Origin of the sequence: Streptomyces sp. NPDC090032 (assembly GCF_044748025.1) — a bacterium.
Lineage (GTDB): Bacteria > Actinomycetota > Actinomycetes > Streptomycetales > Streptomycetaceae > Streptomyces.
In genome coordinates, this window is the sequence record NZ_JBIVFF010000006.1 from 70696 (window position 1) to 90771 (window position 20076).

At 70.3% G+C, this 20076-nt stretch carries 17 protein-coding genes and 1 tRNA gene; 8 read left to right on the top strand and 10 right to left on the bottom strand.

The genetic code is table 11. From position 1 onward, the window contains the following. Window positions 1–26 precede the first annotated feature (26 nt). Genes ACIPWY_RS15755 through ACIPWY_RS15775 form a run of 5 tightly spaced genes read right to left on the bottom strand, consistent with a single transcriptional unit; the run spans window position 27 to window position 4816 of the window. The gene (locus ACIPWY_RS15755; protein WP_401533518.1) at window positions 27–1427 is read right to left on the bottom strand and encodes a purine-cytosine permease family protein; all 1401 of its coding nucleotides are present in this window, start codon (window positions 1425–1427) and stop codon (window positions 27–29) included. 14 nt (window positions 1428–1441) lie between these two features. Next, on the bottom strand, window positions 1442–2386 hold the full coding sequence (locus ACIPWY_RS15760; protein WP_393705440.1) for an ABC transporter substrate-binding protein: 945 nt from the start codon (window positions 2384–2386) through the stop codon (window positions 1442–1444). A gap of 11 nt (window positions 2387–2397) precedes the next feature. Next, on the bottom strand, window positions 2398–3069 hold the full coding sequence (locus ACIPWY_RS15765) for an ABC transporter permease (RefSeq protein WP_362897612.1): 672 nt from the start codon (window positions 3067–3069) through the stop codon (window positions 2398–2400). Beyond that, window positions 3069–3716 carry an ABC transporter permease gene (locus ACIPWY_RS15770; protein WP_362897614.1) on the bottom strand — a complete coding sequence of 216 codons (648 nt, stop codon included), beginning with the start codon at window positions 3714–3716 and terminating at the stop codon, window positions 3069–3071. Before ACIPWY_RS15770 ends, ACIPWY_RS15765 begins: the two co-directional genes overlap by 1 nt. Continuing rightward, entirely contained in the window at window positions 3713–4816 is a 1104-nt protein-coding gene (locus ACIPWY_RS15775; protein WP_401533521.1) for an ABC transporter ATP-binding protein, read from the bottom strand. The genes ACIPWY_RS15770 and ACIPWY_RS15775 overlap by 4 nt, the downstream gene beginning before the upstream one ends. A 154-nt stretch (window positions 4817–4970) precedes the next feature. Between ACIPWY_RS15775 and ACIPWY_RS15780 the strand changes: the two genes are divergently transcribed. Beyond that, window positions 4971–6536 (top strand): aromatic amino acid ammonia-lyase, encoded by a 1566-nt coding sequence (locus ACIPWY_RS15780; protein ID WP_393705439.1) that lies wholly within the window; start codon window positions 4971–4973, stop codon window positions 6534–6536. Next, window positions 6533–7366, top strand: a complete 834-nt coding sequence (locus ACIPWY_RS15785; RefSeq protein ID WP_362897618.1) for a MurR/RpiR family transcriptional regulator — start codon at window positions 6533–6535, stop codon at window positions 7364–7366. The genes ACIPWY_RS15780 and ACIPWY_RS15785 overlap by 4 nt, the downstream gene beginning before the upstream one ends. Window positions 7367–7682: 316 nt before the next feature. Here the strand turns inward: ACIPWY_RS15785 and ACIPWY_RS15790 are convergent, their stop codons facing one another. Continuing rightward, window positions 7683–9074 carry a cystathionine beta-synthase gene (locus tag ACIPWY_RS15790; RefSeq protein ID WP_362897620.1) on the bottom strand — a complete coding sequence of 464 codons (1392 nt, stop codon included), beginning with the start codon at window positions 9072–9074 and terminating at the stop codon, window positions 7683–7685. Between the two features lie 171 nt (window positions 9075–9245). On the opposite strand from ACIPWY_RS15790, the gene ACIPWY_RS15795 reads away from it, so the two are divergent. The 3 genes from ACIPWY_RS15795 to ACIPWY_RS15805 all read left to right on the top strand — a co-directional run bounded on the left by ACIPWY_RS15795 (window position 9246) and on the right by ACIPWY_RS15805 (window position 12744). Then, window positions 9246–10289, top strand: coding sequence for an SGNH/GDSL hydrolase family protein (locus ACIPWY_RS15795; RefSeq protein ID WP_362897622.1), 1044 nt, complete (start codon window positions 9246–9248; stop codon window positions 10287–10289). 163 nt (window positions 10290–10452) lie between these two features. After that, window positions 10453–11673, top strand: a complete 1221-nt coding sequence (locus tag ACIPWY_RS15800; protein ID WP_362897624.1) for an acetyl-CoA C-acetyltransferase — start codon at window positions 10453–10455, stop codon at window positions 11671–11673. Between the two features lie 252 nt (window positions 11674–11925). Continuing rightward, window positions 11926–12744: a hypothetical protein gene (locus ACIPWY_RS15805; protein WP_362898388.1), complete on the top strand. Its 819-nt coding sequence runs from the start codon at window positions 11926–11928 to the stop codon at window positions 12742–12744. Between the two features lie 116 nt (window positions 12745–12860). Here ACIPWY_RS15805 and ACIPWY_RS15810 read toward each other — a convergent pair whose 3' ends face one another. Then, entirely contained in the window at window positions 12861–13172 is a 312-nt protein-coding gene (locus ACIPWY_RS15810) for a hypothetical protein (RefSeq protein WP_383881202.1), read from the bottom strand. Between the two features lie 102 nt (window positions 13173–13274). On the opposite strand from ACIPWY_RS15810, the gene ACIPWY_RS15815 reads away from it, so the two are divergent. Next, a complete protein-coding gene (locus ACIPWY_RS15815) occupies window positions 13275–13505 on the top strand; it encodes a DUF4287 domain-containing protein (protein WP_199842040.1) in 231 nt (76 codons plus the stop codon). A gap of 127 nt (window positions 13506–13632) precedes the next feature. Here the strand turns inward: ACIPWY_RS15815 and ACIPWY_RS15820 are convergent, their stop codons facing one another. The 3 genes from ACIPWY_RS15820 to ACIPWY_RS15830 form a co-directional block, all read right to left on the bottom strand. Beyond that, window positions 13633–14535, bottom strand: coding sequence for a Bax inhibitor-1/YccA family protein (locus ACIPWY_RS15820; RefSeq protein WP_362897628.1), 903 nt, complete (start codon window positions 14533–14535; stop codon window positions 13633–13635). A gap of 181 nt (window positions 14536–14716) precedes the next feature. Further along, window positions 14717–15943, bottom strand: coding sequence for a 4-hydroxybenzoate 3-monooxygenase (locus tag ACIPWY_RS15825; protein ID WP_393705438.1), 1227 nt, complete (start codon window positions 15941–15943; stop codon window positions 14717–14719). 254 nt (window positions 15944–16197) lie between these two features. After that, a tRNA-Leu gene (locus ACIPWY_RS15830) sits at window positions 16198–16281 on the bottom strand. 392 nt (window positions 16282–16673) lie between these two features. Here ACIPWY_RS15830 and ACIPWY_RS15835 point away from each other — a divergent pair. Together ACIPWY_RS15835 and ACIPWY_RS15840 are read left to right on the top strand one after the other, a co-directional pair. Continuing rightward, complete coding sequence (locus ACIPWY_RS15835) at window positions 16674–17444, top strand: ABC transporter ATP-binding protein (RefSeq protein WP_362897632.1); 771 nt, start codon at window positions 16674–16676, stop codon at window positions 17442–17444. A 57-nt stretch (window positions 17445–17501) separates the two neighbouring features. Next, complete coding sequence (locus tag ACIPWY_RS15840) at window positions 17502–20042, top strand: ABC transporter permease (RefSeq protein WP_393705437.1); 2541 nt, start codon at window positions 17502–17504, stop codon at window positions 20040–20042. Window positions 20043–20076: the final 34 nt, after the last annotated feature.

Here is a 20076-nt window from a genome sequence, read left to right on the forward strand (position 1 = left end):
CCCCCCTCTTGTCCCTGGGCCGGGCCCTACTCCGCCGCCACCGGCTCCCGCAGCGTCCGCTCGGGGATGTGCGCCGTGTTGCGCCGGGCCACGACCCAGTACAGGACGGCCGGCACCACGAGCCCCACGATCCAGGAGACGTCGGCGCCGCCGAGCGGTGCGACGAGCGGGCCCGTGTAGAAGTGCGTGGCGAGGAACGGGAGCTGGGCGAGGAGCCCGACCGCGTACACGGCGAGCGCGTCCCAGCGCCAGGCACCGTAGCGCCCGTGCGGGTCGGAGAGGGCCGGGATGTCGTACCGCTCCTTGGAGATCAGGTAGTAGTCGACCAGGTTGATCGCCGACCAGGGCGTGAAGAACGTCAGCAGGAACAGCAGGAAGTCCTTGAAGGACGACAGGAAGCTGTCCTTGCCGGCCAGCGCGACCACCGTGCCCGCGATCATGATCAGCGTGATGTACGCGGCCCTGCCGCGCTGCGAGAGGACCTTCTGGCCCCGGAATCCGCTGACGCTCGTCACCATCGACATGAAGCCGCCGTACGTGTTGAGCACGTTGATGGTCAGCTTGCCGAGCGCGATCACGAAGTACAGCACCGAGGCGATGATCCCGGCGCCGCCGAGCCCGACCACGTAACCGACCTGGTTGTCGAGGAACTTCTCGCCCGCGGTCGCCGCGACGAGGACGCCGAACATCATCGACCACTGCGAGCCGATCGCCGACCCCGACAGCGTCCACCAGAACGTGGCCTTCGCCGAGGTCGTGCGGGGCAGATAGCGCGAGTAGTCCGCGACGTACGGGCCGAAGGCGAGCTGCCAGGACGCGGAGAGCGAGATGGCGAGCAGGAACATCGGGGCGTCGAAGTGCGCGTCGTGCAGCAGCGCGGACAGGTCGACCCGGTCCAGGAGGCGGATGCCGAGGTAGACGAAGGCGACGGCGCACACGATGCTGGCGACCCGGCCGAGGGCGTGGATGACGCGGTAGCCGACGGTCGCCATCGCGCCGGTGACCAGGGCGAACACGATGATGCCCGTGGTGTCGCCGGTGTGCGTGAGCTCACCGACCGCCTGCCCGGCGAGCACGCTGCCACTGGCGAAGAACCCGACGTACATCAGGATCACCAGGAGCAGCGGGACCACCGCGCCGCGCACGCCGAACTGGGCGCGGGACTGGATCATCTGCGGCAGGCCGAGCCTGGGGCCCTGCGCCGAGTGCAGCGCCATGACGGCGCCGCCCAGCAGGTTGCCGACGACGAGACCGACCAGCGACCAGACCACGTCGCCGCCGAAGACGACGGCGAGCGCGCCCGTCACGACGGCGGTGATCTGGAGGTTCGCGCCGAGCCAGAGCGTGAACTGCGAGAACGCCGTGCCGTGGCGTTCCCCGTCGGGGACTACGTCGATGGAGCGCCGCTCCACGAGTGCTTCGGCCATGATCCGACTCTCCTTCAGTCCTTGCTCGTCTTGCTGATCCCGTGCTGACGCGCGTACGCGTTCGCCACGTCCTCGGGGTCCTTCTTCTCCTTGTCCACCTGCCGGTTGAGCTCGGTGAGCTGCTCCGTCGTCAGGACGTTGCCCAGGCGCGCGAGCGCCTTGCGGACCGTCGAGTCGGCCTTGCGGTCGGCGACGAGCGGGACGACGTGCTGGCCGGGGACGAGGTTCTTGGGGTCGGTGAGGACGACCCAGTGGTTGTCGACGATGTCCGTGTCGGTGGTGAAGAGGTTCGCCACGTCGACGTCGCCCTTCTTCAGGGCGCCCTTGACGAGCGGCCCCGACGAGTCGAGGGACTTGAACTCCTTGAACTCGACGCCGTACACGTCCTTCAGGCCGACCGCACCGACCTGGCGCTTCTTCACCTCGGGGGCGGCGCCGATGACGAGCTTGCCGTTGTGCTTCGCCAGGTCGGCGAGCGAGGTCAGCTTGTACTTCTTCGCCGTCCCGGCGGTGACGACGAACGCGTCGGAGTCCTCCGCCAGGCCGTAGGGCAGGATCTGCAGGCCCTTGGGCAGGGCGACGGCGAGGGCGTTCTGCATCTCGCCCTCCTCGGTGGCCGTCGACTTCGGGTCGAGGTAGTGCAGGAGGGCGCCCTGGTACTCGGGGAGGAGGTCGATGTCGCCGCCCTTGAGGGCGGGGATGAGGATCTCGCGGGTGCCGAGGTTGGGGCGCACCTTCGTCTTCACACCGGCCGCTTCGAGGGCCGCCGCGTACAGGTAGCCGAGCACCTGGTTCTCGGTGAAGTTGGCGGTGCCGATGGTGACGCCGTTCTTGCTGGAGCCACCGCCCCCGCCGCCCGAGCCCTGGCCGTCGAGAGAGGTGATGCCGCCGCTGCACGCGGCGAGCGCGGGGACGGAGGCTGCGGCGAACAGGCCCCCGAGGACAGTCCTGCGGTTCATCTTGCGTGCTCCTAGGCCGACTTGGCGGGACGGTGGCGGAAGAGGGCGCGCTGCAGCGCGGAGAGCCCGAGGTCGAGTACGACGGCGACGACCGCCACGAGGACGGCACCGCCGAGCACCTGCACGAGGTCGCGCTGGGCGAGCCCGTCGAAGACGTAGCGGCCGAGGCCCCCGAAGGAGACGTACGCGGCGATGGTGGCCGTCGCGACGACCTGGATCAGGGCGAGCCGCAGGCCGGTCATGATCAGCGGCATCGCGAGCGGCAGCTCGACCTGGAGGAGGACCTGGTGGCCGCGCATGCCCTGGCCGCGCGCCGCGTCCTTGACCTCCGGGTCGACGGCGGTCATGCCCGCGTAGGTGTTGGTGACGATCGACGGGACCGCGAGGGCCACGAGCGCGATGTAGACCGGCCACATGGACAGGCCGCTCGCCAGGAAGACGAGGACGACCAGGCCGACGGTCGGCAGCGCGCGGCCGAAGCTGGACAGGTTGATCGCGAGGAACGCGCCGCGCCCGGTGTGGCCGATGAGCAGGCCGAGGGGCAGGGCGATGACGGCCGCGATGAGCGTGGCGAGCAGCGAGTACTGGAGGTGCTCGGCGAGGCGGTGCCCGATGCCGTCCGGGCCCGCCCACTGGTCGCCGTCGACCAGCCACGCGCCGAGGTTCTTGAAGAGCTCGTACATCAGGCACTCCTCCGGCGGCGGGTCCAGGGGGTCAGCACGTACTGCACGGCGACGAGGACCGCGTCCGCGGCGAGCGCGAGGAGCAGGGTCAGCACGACGCCGGCGATGACCGGGGTCGGGAAGTTGCGCTGGAACCCGTCGGTGAACAGCTGGCCGAGGCCGCCGTCACCGATGTACGTCGCCACGGAGACCAGGGAGATCGACATGACGGTCGCGATCCGCACCCCGGCCATGATCACCGGCAGCGCGAGGGGCAGTTCGACGGTGAGCAGGGTGCGCAGCGGGCGCGTCCCCATGGCCTTCGCGGCCTCCTTGGTCTTCGCCGGCACCGAGTCGAGGCCCTCGACGGTGTTCCGCAGCAGCACCACGAGCGTGTAGATCGTCAGGCCGATGACCGTGGTGGTGCGGGTGAGTCCGGAGACCGGGAGCAGCAGGACGAACACCGCGATCGACGGGATCGTGAACAGGACGTTCGAGAACCCGAGCAGGAAGCCGCGCAGCGGCTTGACGCGATGGGCGACGACGGCCAGTGGCAGCGAGATGACCAGGCCGAGCAGGACGGCGGAGAGGGCGGCCTGGAGGTGCGAGACGGTGAGCGTGGTGAGGTCGGAGGTGTGCTCCGATATCCAGGACCAGTCGATGGTCATGAGGCCACGTCCGTGTCCGCCGTGTCCTTCGCGTCCGCGTCCTTCGTGTCCTTGGGCGTGTCCACGCGCGTGCCGGCGGCTATGTGGGCGAGGCCCGCGCGGTCGTGGATCTCGTCGCGGGACGTGACGCCCGTCAGGACGCCGTCCGCGTCGACCCGGGCCACGAGGCCGCCGGGCGCCGCGATCGACTCGTTCAGCGCCGACAGGAGCGAGTCCGTGTCCCGCAGCGGGCGGACCGGCACCTCGGCCGAGGTGCCCTCGTCGCGCCACAGCAGCGGCTTGCGGGCCGCGTCGAGGACCAGTTCCCAGCCGGTGCCCTCGGGGGCCGGCCCCTGGCCGACGTCCGCGAGCGTGGTCAGGGACAGCAGCTTCAGGCCGCGCTCGGCGCCCAGGAAGTCGGCGACGAAGTCGTCCGCCGGTCGGGCGAGCAGCTCGGCGGGCGGCGCGCACTGGACGAGGTGACCGCCCGTACGGAAGACGGCTATCCGGTCGCCGAGGCGCACGGCCTCGTCGATGTCGTGCGTGACGAAGACGATGGTCTTGTTCAACTCCTGCTGGAGGCGCAGGAGTTCGTCCTGGAGCTGGGTACGTACGACGGGGTCGACCGCGCCGAACGGCTCGTCCATGAGCAGGACGGGCGGGTCGGCGGCGAGGGCGCGGGCCACGCCGACGCGCTGCTGCTGGCCGCCGGAGAGCTGGTGCGGGTAGCGCTTGCCGGCCTCGGCGGTGAGGCCGACGGTCTCCAGGAGCTCGGCCGCCCGCGCCCGCGCCTTGCGCCGGCCCCAGCCGAGCAGGAGCGGCACCGTCGCGATGTTGTCGAGGACGGTGCGGTGCGGGAAGAGCCCGGACTGCTGGATGACGTACCCGATGGAGCGGCGCAGCTCGGCCGCGTCCTGCTCGAGGACGTCACGGCCGCCGACGCGGATGGTGCCGGAGGTCGGGTCGACCATCCGGTTGATCATCCGCAGACTGGTCGTCTTGCCGCAACCGGAGGACCCGACGAAGACGGTCACGCCCCCTTCCGGCATGTCGAGCGTCAGGTCGTGCACTGCCGTCGTGCCGTTCGGGAAGCGTTTGTGGACCGTATCGAACTGGATCATGTGGAGTCCCCTTGCCCGGGCTGCATATCGTCATGCAGAGTTCTCTGTATCTGAATAAATTGTCAATGCCCCGGCGCACATCGCCAGGTAAATCGCTGGTTAACGCGACCGAGGGACGAGAAAAAACGTCCGGTTGAGGAGGGTTTGGCGCACCATGTCGTCTCACATCGCGGACACCGCGGGTAAGCCCCGCATGACGGCCCCCCAGCGTCCCACGCCCGTCGTCGTGCTCGACGGGCACGGGCTCCCCGTGCCCGACGTCGTCCGCCTGGCCGACTCCGCCGCCAGGCCCGTCCCCGGCACCGACGCCATGAAACGCGTCGAGGAGTCCTGGAACGCCGCCCGCGAGATCGCCGCCTGGGGCCGCGTCTACGGCCGCTCCACCGGCGTCGGCGCGAACCGGAACGAGGACGTGCCCACCGAGGCCGCCGCCGACCACGGCCTGCGCCTGCTGCGCAGCCACGCCGGAGCCATCGGCGCCGAACTGCCCGCACGCCAGGTCCGCGCCATGCTCGCCGTCCGCGCCAACCAGCTCCTCGCGGGCGGCGCGGGACTGCGCCCCACCGTCGTCACAGCCCTGTGCGAGGCCCTGGAAACCGGCGCCTACCCCGTCGTCAACGAATTCGGCTCCGTCGGCACCGGCGACATCGCCGCCCTCGCCCAGATGGGCCTCGCCCTCGCCGGCGAACACCCCTGGCGCGGCGACGGCGCCCCCGAGGCCCAGCCCCTCGACAACAACGACGCCCTCGCTCTCATCAGCAGCAACGCTCTGACCCTCGGCCAGTCCGCACTCGCCCTCCACGAACTGCGCGACCTGATCTCCGCCACCCAACTCGTCGCCGCACTCTCCCTGCTGGCCGTCGACGGCTCCTACGAGGCGTACGCCCTGCCCGTCCACGAGGCCCGCCACCACCGCGGCTCGTACACCGTCGCCGCCCGCATGCGCACGATCCTCGGCGCCCCCGAACGCCCGACCCCGCCGCTCGGCCGCATCCAGGACCCGTACGGCTTCCGCTGCGTCCCCCAGATCCACGGCCCGGCCCAGGACGCCGCCGATGCCCTCGAAGACGTCCTCACCGTCGAGATCAACGCCGCCGCCGAGAACCCCCTCATCTCCCCCCAGGACATGGCCGCCTACCATCACGGCGGCTTCTACATGGCCCAACTCGCTCTGGCGCTCGACCACTTCAGGCTCGCCATCGCCCAGGTCGCCCGGCTCTCCACCTCACGCCTGTCCACCCTCAACGAACCCTCCTACACCCGCCTGCGCCCCTTCCTCGCCGACGGCGAACCCGCCTCGTCGGGCGTGATGATCCTCGAATACGCGGCCGGAGCGGCCCTCGGCGACCTGCGCGCCTTCGCCGCCCCCGCCTCGCTCGGCCACGCGGTCCTCTCCCGCGGCGTCGAGGAACAGGCCAGCTTCGCGTCCCTGGCCGCCCGCCAGACCCTGCGCGTCTGCGAGGCCTACCGCCTCGTCGTCGGCTGCGAACTGGTCGCCGCGGTAAGGGCGTTGCGCCAGCGCGACATGCGCCCCGACCCCGAACTCCCGGTCGGCCGCGCCTTCGCACTCGCGGATTCGGTCCTCGACCCCGACGCCACCGACCGCCCCCTGACGGAAGATGTCACCCGGGCCGCGGCGGGACTCCTGGACAGCTTCACCCGCATCGCCGACGGAACAGACACACCACACGGACATGACGGAACCGGGGGAACGCAATGAACGACAGCCCTGCCGCACGACTCCAGCAGCTCTTCGAGGTACACCGCCTGACACCCACGCAGCGCCGCATCGCGCACTGCATGGTGCGCCGCGCCGCCGACGTCCCGTTCCTCTCCTCCGTCGAACTCGCCGAGCTCGCCGGGGTCAGCCAGCCCTCCGTCACCCGCTTCGCCGTGGCACTCGGCTTCGACGGCTACCCCGCCCTGCGCAAACACCTGCGCGAGGTCGCCCCTGCCGAACCCCCCACCGCCACCTCGGCCAACGAGTACCAGCAGGCCGTCGAGGCCGAGATCGAGAACCTCCGCCACCTCGCGCAGCTCCTCGCCGACCCCGCCCCCATCGAACGCGCGGGCCGCGTCCTCGCCGACTCCCGCCCGCTCCTCGTCCTCGGCCTGCGCGCCGCCGCCTCCCAGGCCTACGGCTTCTCGTACTTCGCGGCGAAGGTCCACCCCGACGTACGGCTCCTCGACGAGGGCGGCACGATGCTCGCCGACCGCGTCGACGCCGCCGTGCGCGCCGGAGCGAGCGCCCTCCTCTGCTTCGCGCTGCCCCGCCACCCCAAAGAGGTCGTCGACGCGCTCGCCTACGCCAAGTCGGCCGGCCTCACCGTGGTCACCGTCGCCGACTCGGCCTTCGCCCCCGTCGCGAAGCACTCGGACCTGCTCCTGCCCGCCGCGGTCGGCGAGGGCCTCGCCTTCGACACGGCGTGCTCACCGATGCTGCTCGGACGCGTGCTCCTGGAAGCGATGTGCGACAACCTGCCCGAGGCACAGGCCCGCCTGGAGGAATTCGACACACGCGCCACCGAACGGGGCCTGTTCGTCGAGTAGCCGAGGGCCAGTGGCCGAGGGCCCGCAAAAGTATGTCGCGGGGACCGCCGCACCCCCGTTGACGGGGGGCGGGACGACGGCGGTCCCCGCGAAGGACACGGAACCGGGTCAGGGCCGGGTCACCGCGTCCGCAGGCGTCCATGGAGGTCCGGGAGCCGCTCCGGAGGTCCTGACGCCGCTACGGTGCCGGCCTGGGCGGGGAGCCGCTCCCACCCCTGCCGACACCCACCAATGTGCCGGACGCGTGTTAAGCGGGTGCTGCGCGCACGTGACGCGCTCGTACCGATTGCACGAACCCGCTCCCGTTCACATCGCGCTACTTCCCGCCGCTCTTCGCGAGGAAGGACAGCAGGTCCTGGCGGCTGACCACGCCCTTGGGCTTGCCCTCCACCAGGACGATCGCCGCGTCCGCGGAGCCGAGCACGGCCATCAGGTCCTCCACCGGCTCACCCGAGCCGACCTGCGGAAGCGGCGCCGACATGTGCTTCTCGAGCGGGTCGCCGAGCGAGGCACGCTGCGTGAACAGCGCGTCGAGCAGCTCCCGTTCGACGACGGACCCGATGACCTCGGCGGCCATCACGTCCGGGTGCCCGGCTCCCGGCTTCACGATGGGCATCTGCGAGACGCCGTACTCGCGGAGCACCTCGATGGCCTCACCGACGGTCTCCTCCGGGTGCATGTGGACGAGTGACGGGAGGGCCCCGCCCTCCTTGTCCTGGAGCACGTCGCCCACTCGCGCGCTCGTGCCGGTGTCGGCGAGGAAGCCGTAGTCGGCCATCCACTCGTCGTTGAAGATCTTGCTCAGGTACCCGCGCCCGCTGTCCGGCAGCAGGACGACCACCACGTCGTCCGGGCCGAGGCGTTCCGCCACGCGGAGGGCCGCCACGACCGCCATGCCGCAGGAGCCGCCGACGAGGAGACCCTCCTCCTTGGCGAGGCGGCGGGTCATCTGGAAGGAGTCCTTGTCGGAGACCGCGACGATCTCGTCCGCGACCGTGCGGTCGTAAGCGGTCGGCCAGAAGTCCTCACCCACGCCCTCCACGAGGTACGGGCGGCCGGAGCCGCCGGAGTACACCGAGCCCTCCGGGTCGGCGCCGATGACCTGGACGCGGCCCTCGCTGGCGTCCTTCAGATAGCGGCCGGTCCCGGAGATCGTGCCGCCCGTGCCGACGCCCGCCACGAAGTGCGTGATCCGGCCCTCCGTCTGCTCCCACAGCTCGGGGCCGGTGGAGTGATAGTGCGAGAGGGGGTTGTTGGGGTTGCTGTACTGGTCCGGCTTCCAGGCGCCGGGCGTCTCACGCACGAGGCGGTCGGAGACGTTGTAGTACGAGTCCGGGTGCTCGGGGTCGACGGCGGTCGGGCAGACGACGACCTCGGCGCCGTAAGCGCGCAGCACATTGATCTTGTCGGTGCTCACCTTGTCGGGGCACACGAAGATGCACTTGTACCCCTTCTGCTGCGCCACGATGGCCAGGCCGACACCCGTGTTGCCGCTGGTCGGCTCCACGATCGTGCCGCCGGGCTCGAGGGCGCCGCTCTCCTCCGCCGCCTCGATCATGCGCAGGGCGATGCGGTCCTTGACCGAACCGCCGGGGTTGAAGTACTCGACCTTGGCCAGGACGGTTGCCTGAATGCCTTCGGTCACGCTGTTGAGCCTCACGAGCGGGGTGTTGCCGACGAGGCTGATCATCGAGTCGTGGAATTGCACCGTTGTCTCCGGGCTGCGATGGATCTGTGAGGGATCCGCGATGTGATGTGCGGTCAGCGTAAGCCGAGTGCCGCCCCTTCATCGCCCGTTGCGATTGGCCGACGGTGCTTACGGGGCAATGACTGGATGTACGGCTGAAAAGGACTACGCAGAGGCAGGTGGCTGCGACGTATGTCGAGGGCGAGGGTGGCACGGCGGATCGCCGCGGGCGCGGCGTACGGCGGCGGCGGTATCGGTCTGGTCGGCGCGGCCGCGGTCGGTCTGGTGATCGCGGAGGTCCAGCTGGCGAAGCGGCAGGTGGGCAATCACGGCAGGGGGAGCGTGCAGGTCCCCTCCGCGAACGGTCTGTACGGGAGGGTGTTCGCCGAGCGTCCGGCCACGGAGGTGGCGGAGACGGAGCCGCTGCGGTTCGCGATGCTGGGGGACTCGACGGCGGCGGGGCAGGGCGTGCACCGGGCCCGGCAGACTCCGGCCGCGCTGCTCGCCTCGGGTCTCGCGGCGGTGGCCGAGCGTCCGGTGGAGCTGCGCAACGTGGCGTTGCCGGGCGCCAGGTCGGACGATCTGGACCGGCAGGTCGCGGTGATCCTCTCGGATCCGGACTGGGTGCCCGACGTGTGCGTGGTGATGATCGGCGCGAACGACGTGACGCACCGGATGCCGGCGACCCGGTCGGTGCGTCATCTGTCGGCTGCGGTGCGCAGGCTGCGTACGGCGGGTGCCGAGGTGGTCGTGGGGACGTGCCCGGATCTGGGCACGATCGAGCCGGTGAACCAGCCGCTGCGGTATCTGGCGCGGCGCGCCTCGCGGCAGCTGGCGGCGGCTCAGACGATCGGCACGGTGGAGCAGGGCGGTCGTACGGTGTCGCTGGGCGACCTGCTCGGCCCGGAGTTCCTGGCGAACCCGCGGGAGTTGTTCGGTCCCGACAACTACCACCCGTCGGCCGAGGGGTATGCGACGGCGGCGATGGCGGTGCTGCCGACGCTGTGCGCGTCGCTGGGGCTGTGGCCGGAGGAGGAGCGTCCGGACGTGTCGCGGCGCGAGGGTTTCCTGCCGGTGGCCAGGGCTGCGGCTCAGGCGGCGGCCGAGGGCGGTACGGAGGTGACGGCCGCGATGCCGACGGGCCCGAGGGGTCCTTGGGCCCTGCTGAAGCGCCGCAGGCGCAGGCGGGTGGCGACGCAGGATCCGACGCCGCTGGACATCCAGCCGTTTCACTGACGCCCCTACCCCGGCATCGCCCTGAGCAAGCGCTTAGAAAAATGCGTCAGGCATCACACGCGCACACCGGTGACCTGGACGGTACGTACAGGTAACTTCCCTGACGGTCCTGCCTTTAGCTCGTAGGCGAACAGCCCGTACGCGTAGACCTCTTGGAGCCTTGATGCCCGAAGCCGTGATCGTCTCGACCGCCCGCTCCCCCATCGGCCGCGCGTTCAAGGGGTCCCTCAAGGACCTGCGCCCGGACGATCTGACCGCCACGATCGTCCAGGCCGCGCTGGCCAAGGTCCCCGAGCTCGACCCGCGGGACATCGACGACCTGATGCTCGGCTGCGGTCTGCCCGGCGGCGAGCAGGGCAACAACCTGGGCCGCATCGTGGCCGTGCAGATGGGCATGGATCACCTGCCGGGATGTACGGTCACCCGCTACTGCTCGTCGTCGCTGCAGACCAGCCGCATGGCGCTGCACGCGATCAAGGCCGGCGAGGGTGACGTCTTCATCTCGGCCGGTGTCGAGATGGTGTCGCGCTTCGTGAAGGGCAACTCGGACTCGCTGCCGGACACGCACAACCCGCTGTTCGCCGAGGCGGAGGCCCGTACGGCCGCCGTCGCCGAGTCGGAGGGCGCGTCCTGGCACGACCCGCGCGAGGACGGCCTCGTCCCGGACGCGTACATCGCGATGGGCCAGACCGCCGAGAACCTGGCGCGGACGAAGGGCGTCACGCGCGCGGACATGGACGCGTTCGGTGTGCGCTCGCAGAACCTGGCCGAGCAGGCCATCAAGAACGGCTTCTGGGAGCGGGAGATCACCCCGGTCACCACCCCCGACGGCACGGTCGTCTCGCAGGACGACGGCCCGCGCGCGGGTGTCACGCTGGAGGGCGTCTCGGGCCTCAAGCCGGTGTTCCGCCCCGACGGTCTGGTCACGGCGGCCAACTGCTGCCCGCTCAACGACGGCGCCGCGGCCCTCGTGATCATGTCCGACACGAAGGCCCGCGAGCTCGGTCTGACGCCGCTCGCCCGCATCGTCTCCACCGGCGTCTCGGGCCTGTCCCCCGAGATCATGGGCCTCGGCCCGGTCGAGGCGTCGAAGCAGGCGCTGAAGCGTGCCGGTCTCGGCATCGGCGACATCGACCTGGTCGAGATAAACGAGGCGTTCGCCGCGCAGGTCATCCCCTCCGCGCGTGACCTCGGCATCGACGAGGACAAGCTGAACATCAACGGTGGCGCGATCGCCGTGGGTCACCCCTTCGGCATGACGGGCGCCCGCATCACCGGCACCCTGATCAACAGCCTCCAGTTCCACGACAAGCAGTTCGGTCTGGAGACCATGTGCGTCGGCGGCGGCCAGGGCATGGCGATGGTCATCGAGCGCCTCAGCTGAGCCTGGTGACCCGAGGGCCGGGTTGCGCCTCTGCTGAATCGTGATCCAATCTCCCCCAGGATGTGACGTATCTCCTGGGGGAATGGATTTACGCAGGTCAGCAGGGTCCCCAGGGCATAACACCCCTAAACACCCGACCAAAAGAACTGTCCATTTCGTGACGTAATGCACTGACAGCGGGATGGTCCAGGCTTCAAGCTGATGTAGGAAGTCGGGGGTCGACTTGAAACCGGGAGTACGTCAGTGAGCGCCATGCCTCTTGCTCTGCTCATCACCACGGCCGCCGCCACGGCCGTGGGCGCCGCTGCCCTGCACACCGTCCACGGACTGCGCAGGCAGATCACCGAACTGCGGGACGAGCTCGCCCATGACCGCGCCATCGGCGCCGGTCGTGGCGTGCCCGCCGCGCGCACCACGCCCGACACCGAGGAGATACGCGCGGCCGTCGCCGACGCCCTCGCGGAGGAGCGGGAGCGCGAGCTCGCCGAGGCGCGCGCCTTCTGGGCCGCGCAGGAGGCGCGGGACGCCTCCGACGCGCCGTCCATGCTCGGTGGCGCGCTGGGTCTCGGTGATGATCTCTTCATGCCGCGCCAGGCCGATTTCGCGGGCCTGGAGCCGGGTCTCGCGGCGGGCCTCGAGCCCGTCGTGGAGCCGGCCGACGCGGGCGCCGACGAGTTCTCCGGGGAGTCCGCGGAGCTTGCGGCCGCCCGTCGCCGTCACCCCTCGCACCCCGACTTCGTGCCGGTGCAGTCGCCCGTCTCGGGCGGGAGCAGCAACCACGAACGGACGGTGGCGTGTCTGGAGGAGCTGGCCGAGGCCCGCACCGCCCTGGCCGATGTGCGCCCGGGCCCGCTCGGCACGCTCGACGTGTACGTCTTCGTGGACGGCACGACGCTCTGCATGACCCCCGGCCACCGCGAGACCGCGGAGCAGCTGGCCGCGGCGCTGCGCGAGGGCGAGAGCCCCGTGCTGCTGGGCGGCTCGGGTGTCTCGGGCGCGTACGCGCTCACGTTCACCTGCGGCCGCGAGAACGTCTACATCCTGGCCGACCGGGTCATAGCCTCCGTCTGAGCGCCCCCGCTCGGCTTCCAGCTCCACACAGCGAGATCGCACGTCGAGATCGCACGTCGAGATCGCAGTTCAAGAACACATATCGAGAACACACATCGAGAACGCGCCGGGTCGGTTCACACCCCGGCGCGTTTTTGTGCCTCCTCGACAAGCGCGAGCGCCTCGGTCAGCTGGGCGGGTTCCTGAAGGACGACGGACAGGTCGCGCGCGGCGACGGTGATCTGGTCGGACCCGGCGAACATCCCGGCGTCCGGCATCTCCCGTACGGGTCCCTCGGGGTCCTCCAGGCGCTGCGCCCAGGCCGACAGTTCCCTGGCGAGGGCGAGCGCCTCGGCGGCGGCCCCCCGCTGGAGCCGGCTCTGCGGCGCGGCGCGCAGCCGGTCGGCGAATCGGTCCACTGCGTCCGTCAACGGCGTCGTATCGAGCATGCCGCGACCCTATGCGCCTTCCCTCGACTGTTGCCAACAACCGAACGCTCAGGCACGGTGGCCTGAAGGACCGGCTACATCGCAACGCGTCCGGAGGCGCCGATGTCCCAAGTGTTCTCGCAGGAGACCCACCAGAATCTGCTGGCTCGCATTCCCCACTGCACCGGTCGTGAGATCTCCGACTGGCTGCGCACCGTCGAGGAAGGCCCGTGCTTCCTCCGCTTCGAAGACAAGGTCAGCTGGCTGCGCGGGGAGCACGACCTCGCGTACGGCCATGCCAAGGCGATCATTCACGAGTACGACCTGCGGCGGGCCGCCCGCCGCCTGGGCTGAGCGTTCCACCCCCGACCCGACCGTCCCCACGACAGCCGCACCCATGAAAAAGGGCCCGCACACCATCGGTGCGCGGGCCCTTCTGCTGCTGACGGCCTGACTCACCGCCCGACCGACTGCCAAGTGATCAGTCGTTGCCCTGCAGGATCGCGATGAGGCGCAGGAACTCGAGGTAGATCCAGACGAGCGTCATCGTGAGGCCGAAGGCCGCGAGCCAGGCCTCCTCGCGCGGGGCGCCGTACGCGATGCCGTCCTCGACCTGCTTGAAGTCGAGGGCGAGGAAGCACGCGCCGAGCAGCACGCCGATGATGCCGAAGACGATGCCGAGGCCACCACTGCGGAAGCCGAGGCCGTCACCGCCGCCGAAGACGGCGAACAGCAGGTTCACCGCCATGAGCAGGATGAAGCCCATGGCCGCGGCCATCACGAAGCCGTAGAAGCGGCGGTTGACGCGGATCCAGCCGGCCTTGTACGCGACGAGGACGGCCACGAAGACCGCCATCGTGCCGAGCACGGCCTGCATGGCCGCGCCGCTCGCGATGTAGTTGTCGACGATGCTCGACAGGACGCCGAGGAAGACACCCTCGAGCGCCGCGTACGCGAGGATCAGCGGCGGGGACGCCTTGCGCTTGAACGCCTGGACGAAGCCGAGCACCATCGCGACGAGGCCTGCGCCGATCGCGATGCCGTACGACTTGTTGATGTTCGCGGTGTCGACCGGCAGCAGCGCCCACGCGAGCGCGGCCGTCACGACGAGGACGCCGAGCGTGGTGGCGGTGCGCATGACGACGTCGTCCATCGTCATGCGGCCGGTGGTGGCCGGGGCCTGCGGCGGAGCGCCGTGCTGCAGGTCCTGCTGGGCGTAGGGGTTCTGCGCGTACGGGTTCTGCGCGTACGGGTCGTTGCCGGCGTAGGGGTTGCCCTGGGTGCCGACTGCGGGTCCCCCGGCCTGCGGCTGCGCGTTGAAGCCCGCATAGCCGTTGTCGCGGCTGAACCCCCGTCGCGAGAAGACCGGGTTACTGCTCCTCATCTCACTCCTCCATAGCCACCCTGCGCGGCCTTGGCTCAAGGGTAATAGGCAGGCAAAGACCCCAGCCTAGTGCTCAGGGAGGATCTTTCCCATCCTGTTACCCGCAACGTCCGGGGGACGCCCGGTGTTCCTCCGAACGAGCGCCGGTCGGGGTGGTCGCGCGCCGTGCAGTCGTGCGTGGTCAGTCGAGCGGGAATCCCGTGTAGCCCTCGGCGAGGTCGGTGCCGGCGGCGTGCGAGGCCGTGATCCGGTCGAGGCGGGCGCGCTGGATGCGGTCGTCGAAGGGCGTCGCGTCGGGGGCGCGGTGCAGCATCGTCGTCATCGCGTACGAGAACCGCTCGGCCTGCCAGACGCGGCGCAGGCAGGTCTGCGAGTAGGCGTCGAGGCGCTCGGTGGAGCCGGTCTCGAGGCGGTGGGTCAGGGCGCGGGCGAAGGTGACAACGTCACCGACGGCGAGGTTGAGGCCCTTGGCGCCGGTCGGCGGGACGATGTGGGCGGCGTCCCCGGCGAGGAAGAGGCGTCCGTGCCGCATCGGCTCCTGGACGTAACTCCTCATCGGCGTAACGGACTTGGAGGTGATGACGCCGCGCTCCAGCCGCCAGCCGTCCGAGGTTTCCAGGCGGCGGTCGAGTTCGTCCCAGATCTCCTCGTCGCTCCAGTCGTCGGCGTCCGTGGCATCGGGGACCTGGAGGTAGGCGCGAGTTATGTAGGAAGAGACGGGGAGCGCAGCGACTTCCCCGGAAGGGTGGCGGCGGGAGGCGGGCGGGCGCATGGACAGGAGGGCGAAGCCGCGGTCGTGGCGGGCGTAGACCAACTCGTCGTGGGACGGGGCGACATCGGCGAGGATGCCGAGCCAGCCGAAGGGGTACGTGCGCTCGAAGACCTGGGAGACGTCTGCGGGTACGGCCTTGCGGCCCACGCCCCACGAGCCGTCGCAGGCGACGACGTAGTCGCATTCGAGGACGTCCTCGCGGCCCTCGTGGCGGAAGCGGACGCCGGGGCGCTCGGTCTCGGCGCCCTCGACGGCCAGCGCCTGCGCCTCGAAGAGGAGCGGGCCTCCCCCGGCGAGCTGGAGGGCGATGAGGTCCTTGCACACCTCGGTCTGGGCGTAGACCATCACGGACCTGCCGCCGGTCAGGGTGGGGAAGTCGACGCGGTGGCGGCGCTTGTCGAAGCGCAGCTCGATGCCGTCGTGCGGGAGGCCCTCTCGGTCCATGCGCTCCGCCGCGCCGGCGGCGCGCAGTACGTCGACGGTGCCCTGCTCCAGGATCCCGGCGCGCTGGCGCTGTTCGACGTACGCGCGGTCGCGGCTCTCCAGGACGACGGAGTCGATTCCGGCGTTGTGCAGGAGCCGGGCGAGCAGCAGTCCGGCGGGGCCCGCTCCGATGATGCCGACGGTGGTGCGCATGGATACCTTCTTTTTCGCTCAGTCTTGTTCGCCTGGTGAACTTTCGTTCATAATGCGCTCAGCGGAGTCTCCGCCCGGCCCGGACCGCTGTCAACGGTCCCCGGACAGAGAAAACGGCACGGCGGGCTCCTGGGGTACGAAAAACGCCGCGGCGATCGGAATCGATCGGCACGCGGCGACAGGAAACGGCGAAGCCGGGAAGGAAGAGGAGAGGGGAAGGGAGGGGGGAGACGAAGAGGAGGGGGAGTGGGAGGTGCCCGGAACCGGACTTGAACCGGTACGCCCGCGAAGGGGCAGCGAGGTTTAAGCTCGCCGTGTCTGCATTCCACCATCCGGGCAGGCCGTGGGCTCCGCAACGAGATCCTGAGCCTATCGGGACAGCTCCCCCGAACAGCGGAGCGCCCGTTCGATGTTGTCTTATTTTATTGACGTCTGAGGGTGCATCAGACCACGGTAGCCGCCATCCGCACATGCCGCAGGCGCTTCCACGTCCACCGGCGCCCTCTCCCCCGTCACCACGGATTGACGGGATTTCACCTCCTGAAGTGATCTTCGCTCTCAGGGTCGCGGGTCATCCCCAGGTATGACCCGGGCGTCCGCGGTCCCCCCGAAGTCGCCCCCAGGAACCGGAACTGCGGCTGACTTCACGGCCCGCGACGGCCATGACGATGGAGGGGTCCCTCCAACGGGACCCCCGTCCCCACCCGTCGTCCGACAGGAGCACCCTTCCGTGACCACCACCCCCATCGCCGGCAAGGCCACCGCAGTGGCCGCGCGCGCCACGGATCTGTCCAAGGTCTACGGACAGGGCGAGACCCAGGTGGTCGCGCTCGACCGGGTCTCCGTCGACTTCCGGCAGGCCGAGTTCACCGCGATCATGGGCCCCTCGGGGTCCGGCAAGTCGACCCTGATGCACTGCGTCGCCGGCCTCGACAACTTCTCGTCGGGCTCCGTCCGGATCGGCGACACCGAGCTGGGCACCCTGAAGGACAAGCAGCTCACCAAGCTCCGCCGGGACAAGATCGGCTTCATCTTCCAGGCGTTCAACCTGCTGCCCACCCTGACGGCCCTGGAGAACATCACGCTCCCCATGGACATCGCGGGCCGCAAGGCGGACAAGCAGTGGCTGGAGAACGTGATCACGATGGTGGGCCTGGCCGACCGGCTCGGCCACCGGCCCTCACAGCTCTCCGGCGGCCAGCAGCAGCGCGTGGCCGTCGCCCGCGCCCTGGCCTCCCGGCCCGAGATCATCTTCGGTGACGAGCCGACCGGGAACCTGGACTCGCGCTCCGGCGCCGAGGTCCTCGGCTTCCTGCGCAACTCCGTGCGCGAGCTGGGCCAGACCGTCGTCATGGTCACCCACGACCCGGTCGCCGCGGCGTACGCGGACCGCGTGATCTTCCTCGCCGACGGCCGCGTCGTGGACGAGGTGTACGCCCCCACGGCCGACTCGGTCCTGGACCGCATGAAGCGTTTCGACGCGAAGGGCCGGACCAGCTGAAGCCCGCCCGCACAGCCGCCGCCCGCCCCGTCGACGTACTCCTGGACTGAGAAACCCATGTTCCGTACCGCCTTGCGCAACGTGTTCGCGCACAAGGCCAGGCTCCTGATGACCGTGCTCGCCGTCATGCTCGGCGTCGCCTTCGTCTCCGGCACCCTGGTCTTCACCAACACCATCTCCGACGCCTTCCAGAAGAGCTCCGCCAAGGGCTTCGACCAGGTCGACGTCGCCATCACCCCCAAGAGCGCCGAGTCGAAGGGCGACCAGGTCGCCAAGGACCCCAAGCTCACGCAGGCCGCCCTCGACCGGGCCGCGAAGACGCCCGGCGCCGCGTCCGCGATCGGCGTCGTCAGCGGCTTCGCGGCCGTCGCCGACAAGGACGGCAAGCTCGTCGGGAACGGCTTCTCCACCCAGGGCGCCAACTACTGGGGCTCCGCCAAGAGCACAGACCCGCGCTACCCCCTCAAGAGCGGCAGGGCGCCCAGCGGCAAGGGCGAGGTCGCGCTCGACTCGCAGACCGCGAAGCGCGCGGGCTACAAGGTCGGGGACACCGTACGGATGTCCATCGACGGGCCCGTCCTGACGCCCACCGTCACCGGCATCTTCACCACCGAGGACGGCAACGTCGCGGCCGGCGGCAGCCTCGCCCTGTTCGACACGGCGACCGCGCAGCAGCTCCTGCACAAGCAGGGCTCGTACGACGAGATCGACGTGAAGGCCGAGGCGGGCACCAGCCAGGCCGCCCTCCAGAGCGCGCTCGACAAGGCCCTGCCGAAGGGGCAGGCCGAGACCACGACCGGCAAGCAGCTCGCCGACGACCAGGCCGAGCAGATCTCCTCCAGCATGAGCTCGATGAAGTCGAGCCTGCTGGTCTTCGCCGGGATCGCGCTCTTCGTCGGCGTCTTCATCATCGCCAACACCTTCACGATGCTCGTCGCCCAGCGCACCAAGGAACTCGCGCTGATGCGGGCCGTCGGCGCCTCGCGCAGGCAGGTCACGCGCTCCGTCCTCGCGGAGGCGTTCCTCGTCGGCGCGGTCGCGGCCGTCACCGGTCTGGCGGCGGGCATCGGCATCGGCGCCGGGATGCGCTCCCTGATGGGCGCGACCGACGCGCAGATCCCCGACGGACCGCTCGTGGTCTCGCCCGGCACGATCGCCACGTCCCTCGTCGTCGGCGTCGTCATCACGATGCTGGCCGCGTGGCTGCCGGGCCGCCGCGCCGCGAAGATCCCGCCGGTCGCGGCGATGAGCAGCGTGCACGCCGCGGCGACCACCCGCTCCCTCGTCGTACGGAACACGATCGGCGCGCTGTTCGCGGCGGCCGGCATCGCCTCCTCGCTGTACGCGACGACGATGAGCGACGGCACGTCGGCGCAGGCTCCCCTGGGCCTCGGCGCGGGCCTCCTCGTGATCGGTGTCTTCGTCCTCACCCCGCTGCTGTCGCGCCCGCTGATCGCGGCCGCGGGACCGGTCCTGCGCGTCTTCGGGATCTCCGGGAAGCTGGCCCGCCAGAACGCCGTCCGCAACCCGCGCCGCACCGCCGCGACCGCTTCCGCCCTGATGATCGGCCTCACGCTGATCACCGGCATGACGGTCATCGCGGGCAGCGCCCAGCAGGCCATCGACAAGATGGCGTCGTCCGCCCTCAAGGCCGACTACGTCGTCTCCATGGCGAACATGAACTCCCTGTCCCCCGAGGTCGCCGGCAAGCTCGCCGAGGTCGACGGCGTCACCGCCACCAGCGGCCTGAGCAACTCGCCCTCGCGCATCGACGGGCAGACCGAGTTCCTGACCGGCGTGAACGGCGCGACCATCGGCTCCCTGACCGATCTCAAGGTCGACAGCGGCACCTTCCGGATCGGCGGCCGTGACGTCGTCGTGGACGACAAGACCGCGAAGGACCACGGCTGGCGCACCGGCTCGACGTTCACCACGAACTTCGAGGACGGCAAGAAGCAGCAGCTGACCGTCGCCGGGGTCTACGAGGGCAACGACATGATGCGCGGCATCATGCTGGACACAGCCGTCCTGACCCCGCACGTCACGGACCCCTCCGACATGCAGGTCATGGTGAAGACCGACGGCGGCACGTCCACCGCCGCCAAGGACCGCATCGAGAAGGCACTCGGCGACAACCCGGCGATCCTCGTCCAGGACAAGCAGGACATCTCCAACGCGATCTCGAAGATGTTCACGCTGATGCTGAACATGCTCTACGGCCTGCTGGCCATGGCCGTCATCGTCGCCGTCCTCGGGGTCATCAACACCCTCGCCATGTCGGTCTTCGAGCGCTCGCAGGAGATCGGCATGCTACGCGCGATCGGCCTCGACCGCAAGGGCATCAAGCGCATGGTGCGCCTGGAGTCCCTGGTGATCTCGCTGTTCGGCGGGGTGCTCGGCGTCGGCCTCGGCGTGTTCTTCGGCTGGGCGGCGGGCAAGCTGATGGCGACGTCCCTGACGACGTACGAGCTGGTCCTGCCCTGGGGCCGGATCGGGATCTTCCTCGCGCTGGCAGCCCTCGTCGGCATCCTGGCGGCCCTGTGGCCGGCCCGCCGCGCGGCGCGGCTGAACATGCTCGCGGCCATCAAGTCCGAGTGACGGAACAACGGATGGGGCGCACCGGCCACAGCCG